This window comes from Microbispora hainanensis (assembly GCF_036186745.1).
GTDB lineage: Bacteria > Actinomycetota > Actinomycetes > Streptosporangiales > Streptosporangiaceae > Microbispora.
Genome location: NZ_CP108086.1, coordinates 8675124 through 8689512 on the forward strand (window position 1 = coordinate 8675124; position 14389 = coordinate 8689512).

15 protein-coding genes are annotated in these 14389 nt (G+C 71.8%); 10 read left to right on the forward strand and 5 right to left on the reverse strand.

What is annotated here, in order from left to right; translation table 11 throughout:
- Positions 1–10: 10 nt before the first annotated feature.
- From OHB01_RS39200 to OHB01_RS39220, 5 genes are all read left to right on the forward strand, one after another.
- Positions 11–1012, forward strand: coding sequence for a LacI family DNA-binding transcriptional regulator (locus OHB01_RS39200; RefSeq protein ID WP_147942822.1), 1002 nt, complete (start codon positions 11–13; stop codon positions 1010–1012).
- 51 nt (positions 1013–1063) lie between these two features.
- Positions 1064–1975 (forward strand): RNA polymerase sigma factor SigJ, encoded by a 912-nt coding sequence (sigJ, locus tag OHB01_RS39205; RefSeq protein WP_260617127.1) that lies wholly within the window; start codon positions 1064–1066, stop codon positions 1973–1975.
- A 2-nt stretch (positions 1976–1977) separates the two neighbouring features.
- The gene (locus OHB01_RS39210) at positions 1978–2427 is read left to right on the forward strand and encodes a carboxymuconolactone decarboxylase family protein (RefSeq protein WP_142645756.1); all 450 of its coding nucleotides are present in this window, start codon (positions 1978–1980) and stop codon (positions 2425–2427) included.
- Between the two features lie 273 nt (positions 2428–2700).
- Positions 2701–2886, forward strand: coding sequence for a hypothetical protein (locus tag OHB01_RS39215; protein WP_147942820.1), 186 nt, complete (start codon positions 2701–2703; stop codon positions 2884–2886).
- 113 nt (positions 2887–2999) lie between these two features.
- Positions 3000–3635 carry a pyridoxamine 5'-phosphate oxidase family protein gene (locus OHB01_RS39220; protein WP_142645758.1) on the forward strand — a complete coding sequence of 212 codons (636 nt, stop codon included), beginning with the start codon at positions 3000–3002 and terminating at the stop codon, positions 3633–3635.
- Positions 3636–3879: 244 nt separating this feature from the next.
- Here the strand turns inward: OHB01_RS39220 and OHB01_RS39225 are convergent, their stop codons facing one another.
- Positions 3880–4602 (reverse strand): SDR family oxidoreductase, encoded by a 723-nt coding sequence (locus OHB01_RS39225; protein WP_328854733.1) that lies wholly within the window; start codon positions 4600–4602, stop codon positions 3880–3882.
- A gap of 72 nt (positions 4603–4674) precedes the next feature.
- Here OHB01_RS39225 and OHB01_RS39230 point away from each other — a divergent pair, with 72 nt between their 5' ends.
- A complete protein-coding gene (locus OHB01_RS39230) occupies positions 4675–5241 on the forward strand; it encodes a TetR/AcrR family transcriptional regulator (protein ID WP_142645760.1) in 567 nt (188 codons plus the stop codon).
- A gap of 119 nt (positions 5242–5360) precedes the next feature.
- Positions 5361–5795 carry a YbjN domain-containing protein gene (locus OHB01_RS39235; RefSeq protein WP_168065677.1) on the forward strand — a complete coding sequence of 145 codons (435 nt, stop codon included), beginning with the start codon at positions 5361–5363 and terminating at the stop codon, positions 5793–5795.
- A 156-nt stretch (positions 5796–5951) separates the two neighbouring features.
- Here OHB01_RS39235 and OHB01_RS39240 read toward each other — a convergent pair whose 3' ends face one another.
- Positions 5952–6587 carry a TetR/AcrR family transcriptional regulator gene (locus tag OHB01_RS39240; RefSeq protein WP_328854734.1) on the reverse strand — a complete coding sequence of 212 codons (636 nt, stop codon included), beginning with the start codon at positions 6585–6587 and terminating at the stop codon, positions 5952–5954.
- Between the two features lie 91 nt (positions 6588–6678).
- Here OHB01_RS39240 and OHB01_RS39245 point away from each other — a divergent pair, with 91 nt between their 5' ends.
- On the forward strand, positions 6679–7776 hold the full coding sequence (locus OHB01_RS39245; RefSeq protein WP_328710705.1) for a Gfo/Idh/MocA family oxidoreductase: 1098 nt from the start codon (positions 6679–6681) through the stop codon (positions 7774–7776).
- Between the two features lie 79 nt (positions 7777–7855).
- Here the strand turns inward: OHB01_RS39245 and OHB01_RS39250 are convergent, their stop codons facing one another.
- Together OHB01_RS39250 and OHB01_RS39255 are read right to left on the reverse strand one after the other, a co-directional pair.
- Positions 7856–8482: an NADPH-dependent F420 reductase gene (locus tag OHB01_RS39250; protein WP_142645764.1), complete on the reverse strand. Its 627-nt coding sequence runs from the start codon at positions 8480–8482 to the stop codon at positions 7856–7858.
- Positions 8483–8510: 28 nt separating this feature from the next.
- On the reverse strand, positions 8511–8978 hold the full coding sequence (locus OHB01_RS39255) for a MarR family winged helix-turn-helix transcriptional regulator (protein ID WP_240971011.1): 468 nt from the start codon (positions 8976–8978) through the stop codon (positions 8511–8513).
- Between the two features lie 126 nt (positions 8979–9104).
- On the opposite strand from OHB01_RS39255, the gene OHB01_RS39260 reads away from it, so the two are divergent.
- Together OHB01_RS39260 and OHB01_RS39265 are read left to right on the forward strand one after the other, a co-directional pair.
- Entirely contained in the window at positions 9105–10616 is a 1512-nt protein-coding gene (locus tag OHB01_RS39260) for an MFS transporter (protein WP_328854735.1), read from the forward strand.
- 11 nt (positions 10617–10627) lie between these two features.
- Complete coding sequence (locus OHB01_RS39265; protein ID WP_142645766.1) at positions 10628–11434, forward strand: alpha/beta fold hydrolase; 807 nt, start codon at positions 10628–10630, stop codon at positions 11432–11434.
- A 63-nt stretch (positions 11435–11497) separates the two neighbouring features.
- On the opposite strand, the gene OHB01_RS39270 is transcribed toward OHB01_RS39265, so the two are convergent.
- A complete protein-coding gene (locus tag OHB01_RS39270) occupies positions 11498–14383 on the reverse strand; it encodes a vitamin B12-dependent ribonucleotide reductase (RefSeq protein WP_142645767.1) in 2886 nt (961 codons plus the stop codon).
- Positions 14384–14389 lie beyond the last annotated feature (6 nt).

Here is a 14389-nt window from a genome sequence, read left to right on the forward strand (position 1 = left end):
CAATACGACCATGGCGAAACGTCCGACCATTCATGACGTGGCCGCGGCGGCGGGCGTCTCCCGTGGCACCGTGTCGCGGGTGCTCAACGACGACCGTTACGTGAGCCCCGCCGCCCACGCCGCCGTCCGGCGCGCCATCGCCGAGACCGGCTACATCGTCAACCGCAACGCCCGCAGCCTGGTCACCCAGCGGACCGGGTCGGTGGTCATGGTGCTGTCGGAGCCGCACGAGAAGGTCTTCGAGGACCCCAACTACAGCACCACGATCCGTACGGCGATCCGGCGGCTCGGCGACCGCGACGTCTCCCTGGTCATCATGCTGGCCGGGGACGACGGCGACCGTGACCGGGTGGTGCACTACGTGCGCGGCGGCCACGCCGACGGGGTGCTGCTGATGTCGACGCACGCGGGCGACCCGCTCGTGGACGAGCTGGAGTCGCTGCGCATCCCGGCCGTCGCCTGCGGCGCCGTCATCGGCAAGGAGAACGTGATCCCCTACGCCGCGGCCGACGACCGCGAGGGCGCCCGGCAGATGGCCCGCTATCTGGTCGAGCAGGGCCGCAGGAAGATCGCCACGATCACCGGCCCGATGGACACCCCGGGCGGCATCCAGCGTTTGGAGGGCTTCGCCGACGTGCTCGGCAGGAAGGCGTCCAAGAAGCTGATCGAGCACGGCGACTGGACCCAGCTCAGCGGCGAGAGTGCGATGGCACGGCTGCTCGAACGCACCCCCGACCTCGACGCGGTCTTCGTGGCCTCCGACCTCATGGCGGCCGGCGCGCTGTCCACGCTGCGGGCCGCCGGACGCCGGGTGCCCGACGACGTGGCCGTGGGCGGCTTCGACGACTCGTCGGTCGCCGCCACCACCCACCCGCCCCTCACCACGATCCGCCAGCCGCTCGCCGAGGTCGCGGAGGAGACCGTACGACTGCTGCTCGCGCTCATCGACGGGGGCGGCCCGGTGGAGCCGGTGATCCTGCCCACCCGCCTCATCGTGCGGGAGTCCGCCTGATCCGCGCGCCCGGGGATGTCACACACTGAGGGGGTGTCTCGTCCTCAGAATGTGAACGACCATGACGACGGCACCGAGACCCAGGCGACGTTCGAGGAGACGTTCCTGGCGATGCGGCCCCGGCTGCTCGGCGTCGCGTACGGCCTGCTCGGCAGCCTCGACGAGGCCGAAGACGTCGTGCAGGACGCCTGGCTGCGGCTGCGGTCGGCCGAGGCCGCGGGCGGCGACGAGATCAGGGACGTGACCGGCTGGCTGGTGGTCACGGTCTCCCGGCTCGCTCTCGACGTGCTGCGCTCGGCGCGGCACCGCAGGGAGGAGTACGTGGGCCCGTGGCTGCCCGAACCTGTTATCGCTCAGCCCGATCCTGCGGAGCGGGTGACCTTGGACGAGTCGATGAGCATGGCGATGCTCGTCGTGCTGGAGTCGCTCAGCCCGGCCGAGCGGACCGCGTTCGTGCTGCACGACGTGTTCGGCCTGACGTTCGCCGAGGTGGGTGAGGCGGTCGGGCGCAGCCCGGCGGCCTGCCGGCAGCTCGCCGCCCGGGCCCGGGCGCACGTCGCGTCGCGCGCTCCCCGGTTCGACGTGGACCCCTCCGAGCACCGGCGGGTGGTCGACGCCTTCGCCCGGGCCTGCCTCGGCGACGACATCGACGCCCTGGTCGCGCTGCTCGACCCGGACGTCGTGTTGCGCAGCGACGGCGGCGGCCGGGTGCGCGCCGGGAGGCGGCCCGTCAGCGGAGCGGCCAAGGTGGCCAGGCTGCTGTCCGGCATCGGGAGGTTCGGCCGGTTCGAGCTGGTCCCCGCCGTGGTGAACGGCTGGCCGGGCCTGCTGCGCTATCGGGACGGACGGCTGGTCACCGTGATCGGCCTCACCGTCGCCGGCGGCCGGATCACCGCCGTCGACATGGTCCTGAACCCCGAGAAACTCGCCCGAGTGATGCGGGCCGACGAGACGAGGAAATGACGATGACCGAGCGGATCAACGTCCGCGAGCTGGCTCCCGAGGCCTACCAGGCCATGCGCGGTGTGGAGCGTTTCCTGCACGCGTGCGACGTGCCCCCCGCCACGCTGGAACTCATCAAGATCAGGGCCAGCCAGATCAACGGCTGCGCCTTCTGCCTGGACATGCACGTCCGCGATGCCAAGAAGGCCGGGGAGGCCGACGAGCGCCTGTGGTCGGTCGCCGCCTGGCGGGAGGCGCCCTTCTACACGGACGCCGAGCGGGCCGCTCTGGCGCTGACCGAGGCCGCGACCCGGCTCGCCGACCGGCCCGACCCCGTGCCGGACGAGATCTGGGCGGACGCCGCCGAGCACTACACCGAGGAGCAACTGGCCGCGCTGGTCGTCGCCATCGCGCAGATCAACGCCTGGAACCGGATCTGCGTCGTGAGCCGCAGGGTGCCCGGCTCTCTTTGAGCGAAAAGGGGAAGACGGCGGCAGCCTGGGCGAATAGTCTGCGTAACGTCAGGAAGGAGGAAGGGCCATGAGACGCATCAGGATCCGCAGGCCCCGCCGCGTCCGTCGTCCCGCAGCCGAGCTCGACCTGCGCACCCCCTCCGGCCGGGCGCTTCCGCACTGAACGGCTCCCGGAAACCGGTGTGACGTGAGAGGCTTTACGCCCCTTTTACCGGCTCTCCGATATCTATACCGGGAAGGTCACGGAACCATCACGGTCGGGGGGAAACGAACATGGTCACGGTGGTGCCGTCGCTCGCCGAAGTCCAGTCGCTCGCCAAAGTGAGGGACATCAGGACCGCGCTGCGGCGCAGGCCCAGGCGGAACAGAAAAGACAGGAAGATCGTCGACTTCAGCGCCTACACCGGCGGAAACGTCATCCGGTTCCCGAGGACATCCGGTCCGACGTCCGCCGCCTGAGCGGCGCGGGCACTGACGGGCACGTCTTCCCGTCCTCCGCAACGATCCACGCATCGGCCCGCCCGGCGTCCCCGCCGGGCGGGCTGACCGCTTTGCTGGTTGAATGTCGCCTCATGAGCGATCTGTCCGCCACCGAGCGGACCCGGCACCGCCGGTTGCGAGAGCAGGGCCGCACCGACCGGGAGGCGCTGTTCGAGGTGCTCCGGGCCGGGTTCGTCTGCCACCTCGGCGTCGTCGTGGACGGCGACCCCATGGTGGTGCCGACGGTGTACGGCTTCGACGACGGCCATCTCTACGTGCACGGCTCGGTGGCCGGCCGCAGCCTCACCCGCGGCACGACGGTCTGCGTGACGATCACCCACGTCGACGGCCTGGTGCTGGCCCGGTCGGTCTTCGAGCACGGCGTGAACTACCGCAGCGCGATGATCTACGGCGTGCCGCGGGTGCTGGAGGGCGACGAGAAGCTCGCCGCCCTGCGATGCCTGACCGAGCACGTCGCACCCGGCCAGTGGGACTACGCCCGGCGGCCGAACCGCAAGGAGCTGGCCGCGACGACGATCCTCGCGGTGCCGCTCGCCGAGGCGTCGGTCAAGGTGCGCGAGGGCCACCCGGAGGACGCCGACGACCCGCACGACGTCTGGGCCGGGATCCTGCCGCTCACCCGGTCGTGGCAGGCCCCGGTGACCGACCCGCACGCGGCCGCGCATCCCGTCCCGCCGCACATCCTCGCCCGCACCACACCCCACTGACCACGGCACCCCTACTGACCACGGCGCCCTGCCGACCACAGCACCCCGCCGACCGCAGTACGTCAACTTCCCGCGCCCCGTCCCCATCGACCACGGCGCCCCCACCGGCCACGGCGCTGTGCTGATCCCGGCCACTGACCGCTACGCCGTGCTGACCGCCGCGCCGTACGGGGGTCGCGGCGGGCCGGGGCTCGGCTCACCACACCGGCAGCGGCACCATGCCGGGGCCCCGGCCGGGCGGTCGCTACGACTGGACGCCCGGCTTGAGCCGGACGCCGCCGTCGACGGTCAGCACGGTGCCCGTCGCGTAGCCCGTGTCGATCAGGTAGGCGATCGCGTTCGCCACCTCGCCGGGGGCGCCGATCCTGCCGACCGTGGTCGCGGCGGCGAACGCGTCGAGCGTGCTCTGCCGGCCGTCCCCCAGCCCGTCCCACCACTCGGTGTCGATCACACCGGGCGACACCGCGTTGACCCGGAGCGGGGCGAGCTCCACCGCCAGGCCGGGGATCATCGACTGGATCGCGCCGTTCACCGCCGCCAGCCCGGCCACCTCGGCCATCGCGCTGTTCGCGCTGGCCGCCGCGACGAACGTCAGCGATCCATCCCGCCGCAGCGCCGGGAGCGCGGCCTGCGCGGTGACCACATGCGCGATCAGCTTGTCGTCGAGGGCGGCGCGCAGCTCGTCCGGCGAGAGCGAGCGGAACGGCCCGCCTCCCTTCCGGCCCGACACGTTGACGACGACGTGGTCCACCGGGCCCACCTCGGCGAACAGGGCGCGCATCGCCTCCGGGTCGCGGGCGTCGGCCACCGCACCGGAGCCCCGCTCCCCGATCTCCTTGACGGCCTGCTCCAGCCGTTCGGGCGTGCGGCCGGTGACGACGACCTCGCGGCCCGACGCGGCCAGCCGTACGGCGGTGGCCAGGCCGATGCCGCTCGTGCCCCCGACGATCACTACGCGCTCACTCATCGGCTCTCCCAAATTCGAGACATGATGCCTCGAAACTATAAAGCGAGACACTGTGTCCTGTAAAGTGAGCGCATGGTGGGGAGGCCACGCAGCGAGCAGGCACGCCGGGCGATACTCGAGGCCGCGCTGCGGCTGTGCGAGCGCGACGGCTATCCGAACGTGACACTGAAGGGCATCGCCGAGGAGGCGGGCACCGGCAGGCAGACGCTCTACCGCTGGTGGGACACCAAGGCCGACCTGCTGCTCGAGGCGATGACCTACCTTGTGGAAAGCTCCCGGGCACCGTCGCAGGCCGACCTGCAGACGTTCCTGCGCGAGACCTTCGCGCTCGCGGACGGCGCGGTCGGCAGAGTGGTGGCCGGCCTCATGGCGGAGGCCCAGAGCGATCCGGCCCTGGGCGAGCGCCTGCGGGCGCGGCTGATCGGCCCGCGGCGCGCCACCCTGCGGGCGGTGCTGGAGCGGATGCCGCCACCCCCCGGCACCGACCTCGACCTCCTGATCGACATGATCTTCGGGGTGATGTGGTATCGGCTGCTCAACCGGCACGCCCCGCTCGACGCCTCCCTCGCGGAGGACATCACGACGCTCGTGGCCAGGATCGGCGCGAGCCCGGGACCCGACGAGGAGCGCCCGGGCTGACGCGCCCTTCGAAGCGCGGTGTGCCGGAAAAGCCGGGCGTGACGGACACCGGGTTTCTCCCCCGCATCCTGTGTCACATCTGCCACTTCATCGACGGCGCCATGGGGCAGGATGGAGCGGTGACGCCTTCCCCAGCGGTCGTCCAGCCGGACCGGGACCTCCTTGAGGAGATCCTCGACGAGCTGGACATCGAGCACACCACAGACACCGAGGGCGACCTGACGATCTCCACCGCCCACCTCACGATCTACTTCCTGTTCGGCGGGGAAGGAGACATGTTCACCGTACGGGCCCTCTACGTGAGGCAGTATTCGGTGGACGACAAGCGGATGCTGCTCACGGCGCTCAACGAGTGGAACGCCGACACGATGTGGCCGAAGGTGTACACGTTCACCCAGGACAACGGCCTGATGCGGGTCGTCGGCGACTCCCAGATCTACGTCGGGGCCGGTGTGACGAGGGAGCACCTGACCACGATGGTGGCCCACTGGGTCAGGTTTTCGATCAAGTTCTACCGCTGGCTCACCGACCGGCTCGCCTTCGAGGCCGACTGACCAGCCCAGGCCGACCAGCACAGACCGACCAGCGCAGACCGACCAGCGGCGGCCGAACCAGCACGACCCGGCCAGCACGGCCGAACCGGCACGGCCTGGCCAGGACCGACTGAACCGGCACGGACCTCCCCGGACCGGCTCGTCGGCGGCGACCGATCAGGCCGGCGGAGTCCCCGGAAGCCCCTGCGTCCCCGGCGTACGCAATCCGTCGAGCACGACCCGCAGGTTCCGGCCCCACTGCTCGTCCCCTGCCCGGAGTCTGAGCGTGCGCGGACCGGTCGCCACGGCCGCCAGCAGGAACGGCACGTCCTGCCAGGCCACGTCGGCCCGCATCACCCCGGCCTTCTGCGCGCGCTCCACCAGGAGCCGCAGGCCCTCCTGGATCTCCCCGAGAACGGGGTCGAGATTCGGCCCGCAGGCGCCGCCCACTGCCTCGCGGATGCCGCAGCTCTCCGCGCGCAGCCGCACGTACGTGGCGGCGAAGGTCTCGAACGCGTGCCAGGGGTCGGGGTCGGCCGCGGCGTTCGCGGCCAGGTCGGCCATCTCCGCGAGCACCTCGTCGAGAACCGCCTCCAGCAGCGCCTCGCGGGAGGAGACGCGCCGATAGAAGGTGCCGATGCCCACTCCGGCCCTGCGGGCGATCTCGTGCGCGGTGACCTCGATTCCGATCTCGGCCACCGCCGCCCGCGCGGCCTCCACCAGCCGCTCCATGTTGCGCCGCGCGTCGGCCCGGGGCGTCCGCCCCGGCTCGGCGGCCAGCAGAGCGCCGACCGCCCCGTCCCTACTGCTCATGAAGGCACTTTATCAAGCGGACTCGCTACGTCCGGTTATGCTAGCGTCGTAAGCGGACGGAGCAAGTCCGTTTAACGAACGGAGGCGGACAATGAGCAGAATCCGTGTGGGCATCGTCGGCGCCAGTCCCGAGCGCGGCTGGGCGGTGCGCGCGCACGTCCCGGCGCTGCGGGCGCTGCCGGATTACGAGATCACGGCCGTGTCGACCACCCGGGAGGACAGCGCCCGCGAGGCCGCGCGCAGGTTCGGCGCCGCGCACGCGTTCACCGACCCCCGCGCCCTCGCCGCGCACCCGGAGGTGGACCTCGTCGCCGTCACGGTCAAGGTCCCTCACCACGCCGAGCTCGTGGAAGCCGCGGTGGACGCCGGCACGCACGTGCTGTGCGAGTGGCCGTTGGCCCGGACGACCGACGAGGCGCGGGACCTGCTCGACCGGGCGCGGGCGGCCGGCGTGCGGCACGCGCTCGGGCTGCAGGGCCGGTTCTCCCCGGTCGTCGCGTACGCCCGCGACCTGCTCGCGGACGGCGCCGTGGGCCGGGTGGTCTCGGTGAACGTGCACTCGACGACCGGCAAGGGCGCCGGGGGCATGCTGCCGTCCTCGTGGGCGTACACGGCCGGTCGCGCCAACGCGGCCGGGCTGCTCGAGGTCATGGGCGGGCACACGCTCGACCTCGTGGAGCATCTCCTGGGCGGCGTCGGCGCCCTGTCGGCCACACTCGCCGTGCAGCGCGAGCAGTACGTCATCGAGGAAAGCGGCGAGACGATCGAGGCAGACACCCCCAACCAGCTCGCGCTCTCCGCCACCATGACGAGCGGCGCGGTGCTCTCCATGCACCTGCACGACGGCAAGGTCACCGAACCGGGCGCGCGGATCGAGATCTCCGGCACGGAGGGCGACCTCGCCCTCGTGTCGCGCGGCGCGCACGCGCAGATCAGCGAGCTGCGCCTGCACGGGACGGCCGGCGGCACGTGGAAGGAGCTGCCGGTTCCCGAGGAGTACGTCCGGGTGCCGGGGGTGACGGGCGACGCGCGCAACGTCGCCGAACTCTACGCCGCGCTCGCCGCCGACCTGCGAACGGGCGGAGAGCGGGTGCCGGACTTCGCGCACGGCCTGCGCCTGCACGGCCTGCTCGACGCGGTCCGCCGCTCCGCGGAGACCGGCACCCGCCAGACGGTGACTCCCGCCTGATCCGCCGCTCCGCGGAGGCCGCGACCGCCGATCCACCGTCCGGCGGGAGACCGCCGGACGGTCGCCCCCGGCTGATCCGTCAGCCCCTGGCGAGGGCCTCGCGCAGCTCCGTGGCGGTGAAGCGGGGGCCGTAGGCGGGCTTGTCCCGCTGGAACCGTCGTCCCTCCGCGAGCGGGCCCGCGTCGACCACGTCGAAGCCGAACTGGTCGATCAGCTCGGTGACCGTCTTCTTGGCCTCGTCGTCGTCGCCCGCGATGGGCAGCGCCCGCCGGTTCTCCGTGCCCGCGGGCTGCCCCTGCTCGGCGAGGTGGGCGTAGTGGATGGAGTTGAACGCCTTCACGACCCGCGACCCCGGCAGATGTGCGGCGAGCAGCTCGGTGTCGGTGGTCTCCCCCGCGTCGAGCTCGGGGAAGTGGCCGTCCCGCTCGAAGTAGTAGTTGTTCGTGTCGATGACGATCTTGCCGTTCAGCGGCTCGACCGGCACCTCCCGGTATCTGCCGAAGGGAATCGTCACGACCACGATGTCCCCCGCCGCCGCGGCCTCGGCCGCGGTGGCGGCGCGCGCGTTCGGGCCCAGCTCCGCCACGAGCTCGGCGAGCGTGTCCGGCCCACGGGAGTTGCTCAGCACCACCGAGTGCCCGGCGTCGACCGCCAGCTTCGCGAGGGTGCCGCCGATGTTCCCACTGCCGATGAATCCGATGAGCATGCTTGCGGCAACGCGACGATCTTCGGCCTCATTCCCCCGCCGGCGTTTCCCCCAGGACGACCACGGCCCGTTCCAGCAGGTCACGTAGCCGCTCGGCCTCGTCGGGCGTGAACTCCTCCACCAGCCGGCGCTCCACGGAGACGGCCGCCGCGTCGGCCTTGCGCAGCAGCGCCTGCCCGGCCCGGGTGAGCCGGGTGACGAGCACCTGGGCGTGATCGCTGGACGGACGCCGCTCCACGAGCCCACGCGACTCCAGCGTCTTGAGCACGGTCGTCATGCTCTGCGGGGTGACCGAGCAGAACCGTGCCAGTTTCGCCCCGGAGATGCCGGGCGCGAGCGACAGCGCGTACATCGCGGCGTACTGCGGGACGGTCAGCCCGAACGGCCGCAGCACACGGGTCTTCTCCGCGATCAGCGCCTGTTCTGCGCGCTTGATGGCGTTGCCGGGGCGCCACGCCATCGCCTCGGCGATCCTCGCCTCCTCGGCTCCCATCATCACCCTCCCCGGGCCATCAGGGCTCTGACAAGCGGACTCTATCACCGGTTTGACAGACCTACTTCTATTCATCCATCCTCTGATTTCCATCAGGGTTCTGATGGTTATCAGGATTGGAGGGTATCGATGCCTGTGGATTATGCCGGGCCTCGACGACGGGCGCCGTCGCTCGCCGTGGTCTGCGCCGCGGTGCTGCTCGTCCCGGTGACCGCGACGGGGAGCGCCGAGGCGCTCGGCGACATCGGCGCGGGCCTGCGCGCCGGGCTGGACGCCACCCAGTGGGTGGTCAACGCCTTCTTCCTCACCTTCGCCGCGTTCATGGCGAGCACCGGGGCGCTGGCCGACCGGATCGGGCGGCGCAGGATGTTCGCCCTCGGCGCCGGGGTGTTCACGGCGGCGATGCTCCTGGCCGCGGCCGCCCCGGACATCGGCACACTGATCGCGGCCAGGGCGCTCGCGGGCGCCGGCGCCGCCGCGGCCATGACCGGCGGCACCGCGCTGCTCGCGCAGGCCTACCCCTCGGGCGCCGGCAGGACCAGGGCGTTCGCGTGGTTCGGCACCACGATCGGGCTGGGGCTGGCCTTCGGCCCGGTGATCGCCGGAACGCTGGTCGGCGCCGTCGGCTGGCGCGTCCTGTTCGGCGCGGCCGGGATCGCGCTGCTGCCGGTGCTGCTGCTGAGCGCGCTGCTGGAGGAGTCACGCGCCGCTTCGGACGGCCCCATGGACTGGGGCGGCGCGGTCACCTTCACCCTCGCGCTCACCGCCTTCACCTTCGGCGTGATCGAGGGGCCTGCTCTCGGGTGGACGCACCCGGCGGTGCCGGCCGCCTTCGCCGCGTGCGCGGTCCTGTCGGCGGCCTTCGCCCTGGCCGAGCGCCGTCATCCCGCGCCGCTTGTCGACCTGTCGCTGCTGGCCCGGCCCCGGTTCGCGGCGATCGCGTCCATACCGTTCCTGCTCGCCTTCGGCTTCGTCGCGCTGACGATCGTGCTGCCGCCGTACCTCATGGCCACCTCGGGCTACTCGGCCCGGCAGGCGGGTCTGACGTTGCTGCTGCTGACCGGGCCGACGCTGGTGATGCCGCCCGTCACCGGCGCCCTGGCCCGCCGCCTGTCGCAGCGCGTCCTGCTGGTGACCACGCTGCTGCTGGTCGCGGCCGGGACCGGTCTGCTGGCGACGGTGCCCGCCGCGTCGGGCCCGGCGCGGCTCGCCCTGCCATTGATATTGATCGGGACCGGCTTCGGCGTGTCGCTTGCCGTGGTCGACGGGGCGGCGGTCTCCTCCGTCGAGCCCGCGCGGGCCGGCATGGCGGCCGGGCTGTTCAACACGGCCCGCATCACCGGCGAGGTCGTCGCCATCGCCGTGCTCGGCGCCGTGCTGTCCGCGCTGACCCAGGCGAGCCTGACCGGCCCGTACGGCGAGGCGCGCGCGGCCCGGGCGACCTCCCGCCTGCTGCAGGGCGACATCACAGGGGCCGTGCCGGCGGGAGCCGGACCGCTGGAGTTCGCCCGCCTGGCGAGCGCCGGCTACGCGGACGCCCTGCACACCGCCCTGTGGCTGCTGACCCTCCTGTCCCTGGCCGGCGCGCTCGCCGTCGGCCTCCTGATGTCCGTCCGCGAACCCGCGCGGATCACCACGTGAAAGGAACGACCATGCCCGTCGTCACCGTCGGTTCGAGCACCGTCAACTATCTCGTCACCGGCACCGGCCCCGGTCTCGTCCTCGTGCACGGCACCGGCGCCGACGCGCAGGCCAACTGGGGCCCGCTCATCGACGCCGCCTCCGGCCGCTTCACCGTGGTCGCCCCCGACCTGTCCGGCTCCGGCGCCACCGTGGACGCGGGCGGTCCGATCCGCGTCGAGGACCTGGTCGCCCAGGTGCTCGGCGCGGCCGAGCACGCCGGTCTGGAGCGCTTCCACCTCGTCGGCCACTCGCTCGGCGCCGTCGTCGCAGTGGCGACGGCGGGCACCCGGCCGGAGAAGATCCTGTCGCTGACGGCGCACGCCGGATGGGCCAGGACCGACCCGTGGATGGCCTTCCAGATGGACCTGTGGGTCCGCCTGGTGCGCACCGACCGCGAGTTGCTGGCCCGTCTGCTCCAGTTCACCGCGATGGGCGAGGAGACGCTCCGCGCCCGGTCGGCGGAGGACTTCGAGCAGGCCGCCGCCGCGTTCACGGCGATGCTCGGCGGCGCGGAGGACGGGTTCGAGAGGCAGACCCTGGCCGACATCTCCGTCGACATCACCGGGCTCCTGCCGCACGTGTCCGCGCCGACGCTGATCGTCTCCAGCGCCGACGACCGGATCGTGCCGCCGCACCACCAGCGCGAGCTCGCCCGGCTCATTCCCCACGCCGAGCTCGTGACGGTCCCCGGCGGCCACGGCCTGCCGTTCGAGGACCCCGCCGCGTTCACCGCCGTCATCACCGGCCGCCTGGACCGCATGGCCGCGGCGGTCTGAGGTCCCGTGAACACGCCGACGGGGCGCCGGATCTCTCCGGCGCCCCGCCTGACGGCGAACCGATCAGCTGCAGCCGCTGGTGCTGCCGCAACCCTCGCAGACGTAGCAGCTCCCGGCAGGGCGCATCTTGGTGCCGCAGGTCATGCACAGCGGCGCGTCCGCCGTACGGCCCTGGTGGCTCTCCAGCGAGGCGCCGACCCGGCGCGGCTCCGGCACGGCCACCGGCGCTGCCGGGGCCTTCTCGACCGGCGCGGGCTGCGCCTTCTCGACCGGCGCCTGCCCGCTCTCGATCGGCGCCGACTGGGCGAGCGCGGCGGTGTCCACGTCCTGCAGCGCGGCCGGGTCCTCACCGCGCTGCTGCGCGGCCCGCTCGGACGCGGAGAAGATCCCGAGGGCGGCCCGGTCCTCGTACGGCAGGTAGTCGAGCGCGAGCCGCCGGAAGATGTAGTCCATCACGGACTGCGCCATCCGGACGTCGGGGTCGTCGGTCATGCCCGCCGGCTCGAAGCGCATGTTGACGAACTTCTGCACGTACGTGTCGAGCGGCACGCCGTACTGGAGGCCGATCGAGATCGCCACGGAGAAGGCGTCCATCACGCCCGCGAGGGTCGAGCCCTGCTTGGACATCTTGAGGAAGACCTCGCCGAGACCGTCGTCGGGGTAGGACGAGGCGGTCATGTAGCCCTTGGCGCCGCCCACCGTGAAGCGGGTGGTGGTGCTCGGCCGCTGGTTGGGCATCCGCCGCCTGGTCGGCCGCGCGACCTCCACGACCTGGACGACCGGCTCCTTGTCCGCCGCCTCTGCGGGGGCCTCCTCGGAGGTCTTCTTCGCGACCGACAGCGGCTGGCCGACCTTGCAGTTGTCGCGGTAGACGGCCAGGGCCTTGAGGCCGAGCTTCCAGCCCTCCAGGTAGACCTGCTCGATGTCGTCCACGGTGGCCGACTCGGGCAGGTTGACGGTCTTGGAGATGGCGCCGGACAGGAACGGCTGGACGGCCGCCATCATCCGGACGTGGCCCATCGGGGCGATGGCCCGCTCGCCCATCGCGCAGTCGAACACCTCGTAGTGCTCCGGCCGCAGGCCGGGGGCGTCCACGACGTGGCCGTGCTCGGCGATGTACTCGACGATGGCCTCGACCTGCTCCTCCGGGTAGCCGAGCCGGCGCAGCGCCCGCGGGATCGTCTGGTTGACGATCTGCATCGAGCCGCCGCCGACGAGCTTCTTGAACTTCACCAGCGCCAGGTCGGGCTCGATGCCGGTGGTGTCGCAGTCCATCATCAGGCCGATGGTGCCGGTCGGGGCGAGCAGCGACGCCTGGGCGTTGCGGTAGCCGTTCTTCTCGCCCAGCTTGAGGCACTCCTGCCACTGCCGGGTGGCCTCGGTGTGCAGGGCCTTGTCCATGTCGCCGAGCGTGCGCAGGTCGTCGTTGGCCGCGGCGTGCTTGCGCATGACCCGCTTGTGCGGCTCGGCGTTGCGCTGGTAGCCGTCGTACGGGCCGACGATCCCGGCGATCTCGGCCGAGCGGCGGTAGGACACGGCGGTCATCAGCGATGTGATCCCGGCCGCGATGGCCCGGCCGCCGTCGGAGTCGTACGCGTGCCCGGTCGCCATCAGCAGCGCGCCCAGGTTGGCGTAGCCGATGCCGAGCTGGCGGTACGCCCGGGTGGTCTCGGCGATCTTCTGCGTCGGGAAGTCGGCGAAGGTGATCGAGATGTCCATCGCGGTGATGATCAGCTCGGTGACCTTCACGAAGGTCGCGACGTCGAAGGAGTCGTCGTCGCGCAGGAACTTCAGCAGGTTGATCGACGCGAGGTTGCACGAGGAGTTGTCCAGGTGGACGTACTCCGAGCAGGGGTTGCTGGCCGTGATGCGCCCGGTCTCGGGGCAGGTGTGCCAGTCGTTGATCGTGTCGTCGTACTGCAGGCCGGGGTCGGCGCACTCCCAGGCGGCCTGGGCCATCTTGCGGAACAGCGACCGCGCCTCGACCTCTTCGATGACCTCGCCGGTCAGCCGGGCCCGCAGGCCGAACTTGTCGCCCGCCTCGACGGCCCGCATGAACTCGTCGGAGACCCGCACCGAGTTGTTGGCGTTCTGGTACTGCACGGACACGATGTCCTTGCCGCCGAGGTCCATGTCGAACCCGGCGTCGCGCAGCGCGCGGATCTTGTCCTCTTCGCGCGCCTTGGTCTCGATGAACTCCTCGATGTCGGGGTGGTCCACGTCGAGGACGACCATCTTGGCCGCCCGGCGGGTGGCGCCGCCCGACTTGATGGTGCCGGCGGAGGCGTCGGCGCCGCGCATGAAGGACACCGGGCCGCTGGCCGTGCCGCCGCTGGACAGCAGTTCCTTGGACGAGCGGATGCGGGAGAGGTTGACCCCGGAGCCGGAGCCGCCCTTGAAGATGACGCCCTCTTCCTTGTACCAGTCGAGGATCGACTCCATCGTGTCGTCCACGGCCAGGATGAAGCAGGCGCTCACCTGCTGGGGGGAGCGGGTGCCGACGTTGAACCACACCGGGGAGTTGAAGCTGAAGACCTGGTGGATCAGCGCGTGCTTGAGCTCGTGGTCGAAGATCTCCGCGTCCTCGTCGGAGGCGAAGTAGCCGTTCTCGACGCCGGTCCTGGTGTAGACGCCCACGACCCGGTCGACGAGCTGCTTGAGGCTCGACTCGCGCTGCGGGGTGCCCACCGCCCCGCGGAAGTACTTGGTGGTGACGATGTTGGCCGCGTTGACCGACCAGAAGTCCGGGAACTCCACGCCGTGCTGCTCGAAGTTGACCGAGCCGTCCCGCCAGTTCGTCATCACGACGTCGCGCCGCTCCCAGCGGACCTCGTCGTACGGGTGGACACCCGGGGTGGTGAAGATGCGCTTCATCTTCAGGCCCTTGCGCGGGCGCTTGCCCGGGCGACCCCCCGCACCCGACACCGTGCCGCTCACGGTCTCCGTCATGACTTC